Raw genomic sequence first — 6,023 nt, forward strand, 5'->3', positions numbered from 1 at the left:
CGAGGCGTCGCGGCGCCCACCCGCCCATGCTGGCGATGGTGCGCGGGCCGCGCCGTGGCGGCTCCCGGCGTTGGCTGATCGTCAGCGAAAGCCGTCGAGAGAGCCGCACACGATGTAAAAAGGGTCAGCCCGGCGAAAAGCGCGCCACGACGGATAGGCATAGTTGGTTCCCGCTCCAGTCCAAAGACGCTCGGGAAACTATGCGCATCCGCCTCAAGGTCACGTGAAGATTTTATGACGCTGAAAAACTGATGAACAATTCAGCAAGAGACAGACTGTATTTTTTTTTGGCGCCGGCGCGTCGCAGGCGCGAATCCTCACATTCCCAGCGCGCGACGATAGATGTCGAGCAGCGTTTCCTCTTCTTCCACGTCCGCCGGCTCGCGCTTGCGCATGCGGATCAGCTGGCGAATGATCGCGGGCTCGAAACCGGCCGACTTCGCTTCGGTGTAGATGTCCTTGATGTCGCTGGCGAGGGCCTTGCGCTCTTCCTCGAGGCGCTCGATCCGCTCGATGATGCTGCGCAGCCGGTCGGCGGCGATCCCGCCGGTCGAGGTCTTGTCGTCCTCGGCGAAGCTGTCCTGGTCCATGTTGCTCTCCTTCGTCTATGGACGACCCGGCGGGCCTTATCGCCTCTCCGCCCCCCTGCGGTCAATCGCGCGCGCAGCCACCCCCGTCGCCGCCCCGACTGCCCCCGGACGTCCGGATCTCTTGACAGTCGCCCTACGCGCAGAACAAACCAGACATGAGAACACGGGCCATCAGGCCCTTCGCCATGCCCGACGGGTGCTCAACGGCCGCTGCGTGCAGTCTGCCTCAGCCTCCGCTATCGGCGCACCCCGTCTTGAGGAGGACCGTCCATTGTCGCAACTCACCCCGGTCGACGTCTTCGACTACGTCGTGTTCGGCGCCACAGGCGATCTGACGATGCGCAAGCTGCTACCGGCGCTGTTCTATCGCTTTCGCGATGGGCAGGTGCCAGCCGAGTCACGCATCATCGGCACCGCGCGTTCCAAGCTCTCGACCGAGGAGTATCGCGGCCGGGCACGTGACGCGCTGACCTCGTTCGTGCGTCCCCAGGACCAGGACGGCGGCCAGATCGACGCGTTTCTGGACCTCGTCCATTACGCGAGCCTCAACGGCGCCGAGGCCGACAGCACCTGGTCGAACCTGACCGACCTTCTGGACCACGCGCCCGCCGATCGTATCCGCGTCTATTATCTGGCGACCGCGCCTAATCTGTACGGTGCGATCTGCGAAAACCTGCACAACCACTCACTCGTGACCGACGCGTCGCGCGTGGTGCTGGAAAAGCCGATCGGCGTCGATCTGGACACCGCCAACGCGATCAATGACGGGGTCGGGCGCTTCTTCCCCGAGAACCACATCTTCCGCATCGATCACTATCTCGGCAAGGAGACGGTGCAGGCCCTGATCGCGCTGCGGTTCGCCAACCCGGTGTTCGAGAGGCTGTGGTCGTCGGACGCGATCGACTACGTCCAGATCACGGCCGCCGAGACGGTCGGCGTGGAGGGCCGCGCGGGCTATTACGACACATCGGGCGCCCTGCGCGACATGATCCAGAACCACCTGCTTCAGGTACTGACGCTGGTGGCGATGGAGCCGCCGGGCTCTCTCGACGCGGACCTTCTGCGCAATGAGAAGCTCAAGGTGCTGCACGCGCTCAAGCCCATCGCGCGCGAGAACGTGGCGCAGGTCGCCGTCCGCGGGCAATATGTCCGTGGCGACGTGAACGGCCAGACGGCTCCGGGCTATCTGGAGGATTTGGGCGAAGGCAAGACCAGTTCGACGGAGACCTATGTCGCCCTGAAAGCGGAGATCCAGAACTGGCGCTGGGCCGGTGTGCCGTTCTACCTGCGCTCGGGCAAGCGTCTGCGCGACAAGGTCAGCGAGGTAGTGATCCAGTTCAAGAGCGCGCCGTGGTCGATCTTCCCCGCGGCACCCCGCGCGAACCGTCTGATCATCCGCATCCAGCCCAACGAGGGCGTGATGCTGGCCGTCTCGACCAAGGACCCCGCCAAGCCCGACAGCCTGACCCTGCGCGAGGCCGATATCGATATCTCCTTCGGCAAGGCGTTCGCCACCCGGTACCCCGATGCTTACGAGCGTCTTTTGCTGGACGCGGTGCGCGGTGATCCGGTGCTGTTCATCCGCCGTGACGAGGTCGAGGCCGCATGGCGCTTCGTCATGCCCGTGCTGGAGGCGTGGAGCGCCGATCAAGCGCCGCTCGAGTCCTATCCGGCCGGGAGCTGGGGCCCGAAAGCCGCACAGGACCTGCTGGCCGCGTCCGGCCACGCCTGGCACGAGGATCAGGGCTGAACACGATGTCTGTCCTGCGACGGTCCGGGGCCCCCCGCCCCCGGCGCACCCTGCGGCAACATATCGTCCGCCGGCTGCTTTTGGTTCTGCCGGCCGGTCTGCTGGCCGTGGTGCTGATGCGTATGGGCTGGCTCGACCAGGCGGCCGACAAGCTGACGTTCTCCCAGACAAGCTGGTTCGACAACACCGCGCTGGTGGAGCATCTGCGGGTCGTCCTGCCGCACAAGGGCGTCACCGACGGCACGCCGGGCCGATGCCTGCTGTTCATCGTCGACGGCAACTCGCCGATGAACGCGACCCTGATCGAGGTGCTTCAGAAGCACACTGGCAGTTGCAGCGGCGATCCAAAGGATCTGCCCAAACTGATGACCGTGCGCGTCGATCGCCCCGATGGCGTCATTGAAACCGACAAGGGCACACCAGGCACGTTCCACCTGCTGCCGTAGGCGGCGTGACGACCGCGTAACGGGGCTGTCAGGGACGACAGCTTCGGTTACCGGATTCGCGCTTGCCCGACGGCCGATCGTGCCGCTAGGACAACGGGCAACGACCGCTTCTGGAGCCTTCGATGGACAGCCAAGCCGCCCCCCTGCCCCGGCGTGATTTCCTGACCCTTGCCACCACGGCAACGGCAGCGGTGGGTGTCGGCGCCTTCGCGTGGCCGTTTCTCGACAGCCTGCGGCCCGCGGGCACAGATGTCGGGCGCCTGCCGATCGATGTCGACGTCTCGGCCATGAAGCCGGGCCAGCAGATCGCGATCGTCTGGCGGGGCAACCCCGTGTTCATCACGCGCCGGACGCCGGCGGCGCTGGCCGCCCTGAAGCAGCCGGCTCTGGCGCCACGCCTGCGCGATGCCGCGTCTTCCGCGCATCAGCAGCCGCCCTATGCCGCGAACTGGCACCGCTCCCTGTCGCCCGAATACGGTGTGGTCGTCGGCGTGTGCACTCATCTCGGCTGCGTGCCGGGCTACATGCCTGACGCCAGTGCCTCGATCCCGATCGAAAACTGGCCGGGCGGCTACGCCTGTCCGTGCCATGGCTCGAAATTCGATCTTGCCGGACGCGTCTTCAAGGGCGCGCCCGCGCCGTACAACCTGCCGGTTCCCCCCCACCATATGATGGCCCCGGGCACGCTGCGGGTGGGTGAAAATCCGCCAGGCGAGACATTCGACTTCGGCGATATCGTCCAGATCTGACGACCGTGCCGCTCCGGCGGCGCACCCCCTGCCTTTCTGACCGAGGTCTTCTCATGGACACCGCCCGCGCGACCACGGGTCGAGACGAGGGGCCGGGCTTGCCTGTCGTCGTACTCTGTCTGGTCCTGACGGCCGTGCTGGCCCGCTGGCGCACGTTCGGCAACCCGCTGGTGTCGCTCGACGAACAATTCTACCGTCTGGTCGGCGGCCGGCTGCTGCATGGGGCGCTGCCCTATGTCGATATCTGGGACCGCAAGCCGCTTGGCCTGTTCGTTCTGTTCGCGGCCTTTCGCCTGCCGGGGGGCGACGGGGTCTGGGCCTATCAGATCGCCGCCCTGCTGTCCGTGTGCGGCACGGCCATTCTGGTGTTCCTGATGGGCCGGCGTGTGGCCCCCGCAGCGGGCGCACTGGTGTCCGCCGTGCTGTATATCCTGTGGCTCGACCTCGCCGAGGGCGAGGGGGGACAGACGCCGGTCTATTATACCCTGCTTGTCACCGCAGCGATGGCCATCGTGCTGTTTCGCCACCGCGACGGTCTCGCGCGGCAGGGCACTCTGCGCGCGCCCGGCATGGCCGTCATGGCGTTGTTCGGCCTCGCCATGCAGATCAAATATACAGCCATCTTCGAAGGCATCTTTGCCGGCCTCGCGCTGCTATGGTTCAGCCGTCGCCAAGGCCGTTCCATTCCCGCGCTGGCCGTCGATGCCGCTCTGTGGATGACGATGGCCGCTCTGCCGACGGCCATCGCCGGGGCGTGCTACGCCGCGATCGGTCATTTCGACGCCTGGTGGTTCGCCAATGCGGGATCGATTGCGCACCGGGGACACGAATCGCCCGTCACGACGCATATGCGCCTGGCCCACATGACCAAGAACGTCCTGCCGTTGCTGGTCTGTATCCCGATCCGACGCATCGCCGCATGCCGGGAACCCGCGTCGGACCAGACAGCCGATCTGGCCCTTCTCGATCTATGGTCGTTGGTGGCACTGCTGGCGGTTGCCGTTTTTGGGACCTGGTACGGCCACTACGCGCTTCCACTGTTCGCGCCCCTGGCATTGTGCGCCGCCCCGCTGTGGCGTTGGCGATGGGGACGTGTCGTACTCCTGACACTTGCGGTTCTGGGCTTCGTCGCCGGACAACGCCAACTCTACAAACACCAGATATCGTTCGGACGCGCGATCAATCTCGATCACGCGGTCGCCGCGGTCGCCGGACATCGCGGCTGCCTGTTTGTCTATGATGGCTGGCCCGCGCTCTATGACGTCACGAGCTCCTGCCTGCCCACCGACCATCCGTTTCCCGGCCACCTGAACCAGCAGACAGAGCGCGGTGCGGTCGGCATCGACCAGACGGCCGAAGTGCGGCGCATCATGGCCACACGCCCTGATCGGGTGATGACGGCCGAACCCGCATACCAGGAGGAAAATCGCGATGCGCGTGCGGCCCTCTACAGCGTCCTCAGGTCCGACTACCGTGTCCTGTATCGCTACGATAACAGCTGGCGGCAGGTCGTGGTCTATGGCCTGAAAACCGATACGCCGGACCTGCCACCCCGGATCGACGAACCGGCGACGCGGTTTTTTCCGTAAGCCGCGAGGAACTGGCGGCGCCCCGGTCAGGACGGCGAGCGCAACCAGACACGAAGGCCACGGGCACCGAAACGGATCGCCGCACGACCCGCGCGCATGAAGCTGTAGAAATTCAGCACACCATGGATCGACCCGCGCAGACAGCGATAGCGAACGGGCACGCCAGCGTCGGACAACCGTCGCGCATAATCCCGACCATCGTCACACAGCGGGTCAAACCCCGCCGTTACGATGATCGCCGGAGCGAGGCCGCTTACATCGTCCGCCAGACCGGGCGCAAAACCCGGATCGGTCAGGTCCTCCTCCCGCCGCACATAGTGCTCGCCATACCAACGCATCAACCGCGTGGTCAGGAGATAACCCTCGGCACAGCGGGCGCTGGATTCCGACTCCCGCGCGCCATACAGCGACGGATAGAACAGCAGTTGCGCCGCAACCTCCGCCGCCCCCAACCGGGCGTCCTGCGCCAGCACGGCCGCCAGAGTGCCACCGGCACTGTCACCCGCGACAGCGACGCGACCGCCCCAGCGCCATGCCTCGCCACTTATGAAACGCAGCGCCGCCCGACAATCGTCGAGGCCAGCCGGAAACGGGTGTTCGGGCGCCAGACGGTAATCGAACGACAGCACCACCGCCCCGGACTGCCGGGCCAGGCGGCAGCAGATCCCGTGATGCGAGTTCAGGCCGCAATGGACGAACCCGCCACCATGCAGAAACAGGATGATCCCGCGCGGCCGCCCCCAGGGCACATACAGCCGCGCGGGGCGCAGGCCCTCGGCCCCGGGAACACGCAGGTGCAGGACCCGACGCACCTGCATCGACGACAGCGCCTGCGGAAAACAGGGGCGGTCCGTCATCCGCCGCAACGTCGCAAGCGCCGCCTCGGCCGCCTCCGGGTC

At 66.2% G+C, this 6,023-nt stretch carries 6 protein-coding genes; 4 read left to right on the plus strand and 2 right to left on the minus strand.

Annotated features, from left to right (window positions below):
• Positions 1 to 317: 317 nt before the first annotated feature.
• Positions 318 to 590 carry a DUF2312 domain-containing protein gene (locus tag HUK82_RS13705; RefSeq protein WP_176614494.1) on the minus strand — a complete coding sequence of 91 codons (273 nt, stop codon included), beginning with the start codon at positions 588 to 590 and terminating at the stop codon, positions 318 to 320.
• 271 nt (positions 591 to 861) lie between these two features.
• On the opposite strand from HUK82_RS13705, the gene zwf reads away from it, so the two are divergent.
• The 4 genes from zwf to HUK82_RS13725 all read left to right on the plus strand — a co-directional run bounded on the left by zwf (position 862) and on the right by HUK82_RS13725 (position 5,124).
• Positions 862 to 2,340, plus strand: a complete 1,479-nt coding sequence (gene zwf / locus HUK82_RS13710) for a glucose-6-phosphate dehydrogenase (RefSeq protein WP_176614495.1) — start codon at positions 862 to 864, stop codon at positions 2,338 to 2,340.
• A 5-nt stretch (positions 2,341 to 2,345) separates the two neighbouring features.
• Positions 2,346 to 2,786, plus strand: coding sequence for a hypothetical protein (locus HUK82_RS13715; protein ID WP_176614496.1), 441 nt, complete (start codon positions 2,346 to 2,348; stop codon positions 2,784 to 2,786).
• A 122-nt stretch (positions 2,787 to 2,908) separates the two neighbouring features.
• Positions 2,909 to 3,535 carry a ubiquinol-cytochrome c reductase iron-sulfur subunit gene (petA, locus tag HUK82_RS13720; protein WP_176614497.1) on the plus strand — a complete coding sequence of 209 codons (627 nt, stop codon included), beginning with the start codon at positions 2,909 to 2,911 and terminating at the stop codon, positions 3,533 to 3,535.
• 53 nt (positions 3,536 to 3,588) lie between these two features.
• Positions 3,589 to 5,124 carry an ArnT family glycosyltransferase gene (locus HUK82_RS13725; protein WP_176614498.1) on the plus strand — a complete coding sequence of 512 codons (1,536 nt, stop codon included), beginning with the start codon at positions 3,589 to 3,591 and terminating at the stop codon, positions 5,122 to 5,124.
• 26 nt (positions 5,125 to 5,150) lie between these two features.
• Here HUK82_RS13725 and HUK82_RS13730 read toward each other — a convergent pair whose 3' ends face one another.
• Positions 5,151 to 5,981: an alpha/beta hydrolase gene (locus HUK82_RS13730; RefSeq protein ID WP_256127035.1), complete on the minus strand. Its 831-nt coding sequence runs from the start codon at positions 5,979 to 5,981 to the stop codon at positions 5,151 to 5,153.
• Between the last annotated feature and the right edge of the window lie 42 nt (positions 5,982 to 6,023).

It is taken from the genome of Ameyamaea chiangmaiensis, assembly GCF_013376175.1.
GTDB lineage: Bacteria > Pseudomonadota > Alphaproteobacteria > Acetobacterales > Acetobacteraceae > Ameyamaea > Ameyamaea chiangmaiensis.

Bases quoted from the DNA above. Each gene is read 5' to 3' on its own strand.
- HUK82_RS13730 (WP_256127035.1), bottom strand. From the start codon at position 5,981: ATGACGGACCGCCCCTGTTTTCCGCAGGCGCTGTCGTCGATGCAGGTG.
- HUK82_RS13725 (WP_176614498.1), top strand. From the start codon at position 3,589: ATGGACACCGCCCGCGCGACCACGGGTCGAGACGAGGGGCCGGGCTTG.
- HUK82_RS13715 (WP_176614496.1), top strand. From the start codon at position 2,346: ATGTCTGTCCTGCGACGGTCCGGGGCCCCCCGCCCCCGGCGCACCCTG.
- HUK82_RS13705 (WP_176614494.1), bottom strand. From the start codon at position 590: ATGGACCAGGACAGCTTCGCCGAGGACGACAAGACCTCGACCGGCGGG.
- petA (WP_176614497.1), top strand. From the start codon at position 2,909: ATGGACAGCCAAGCCGCCCCCCTGCCCCGGCGTGATTTCCTGACCCTT.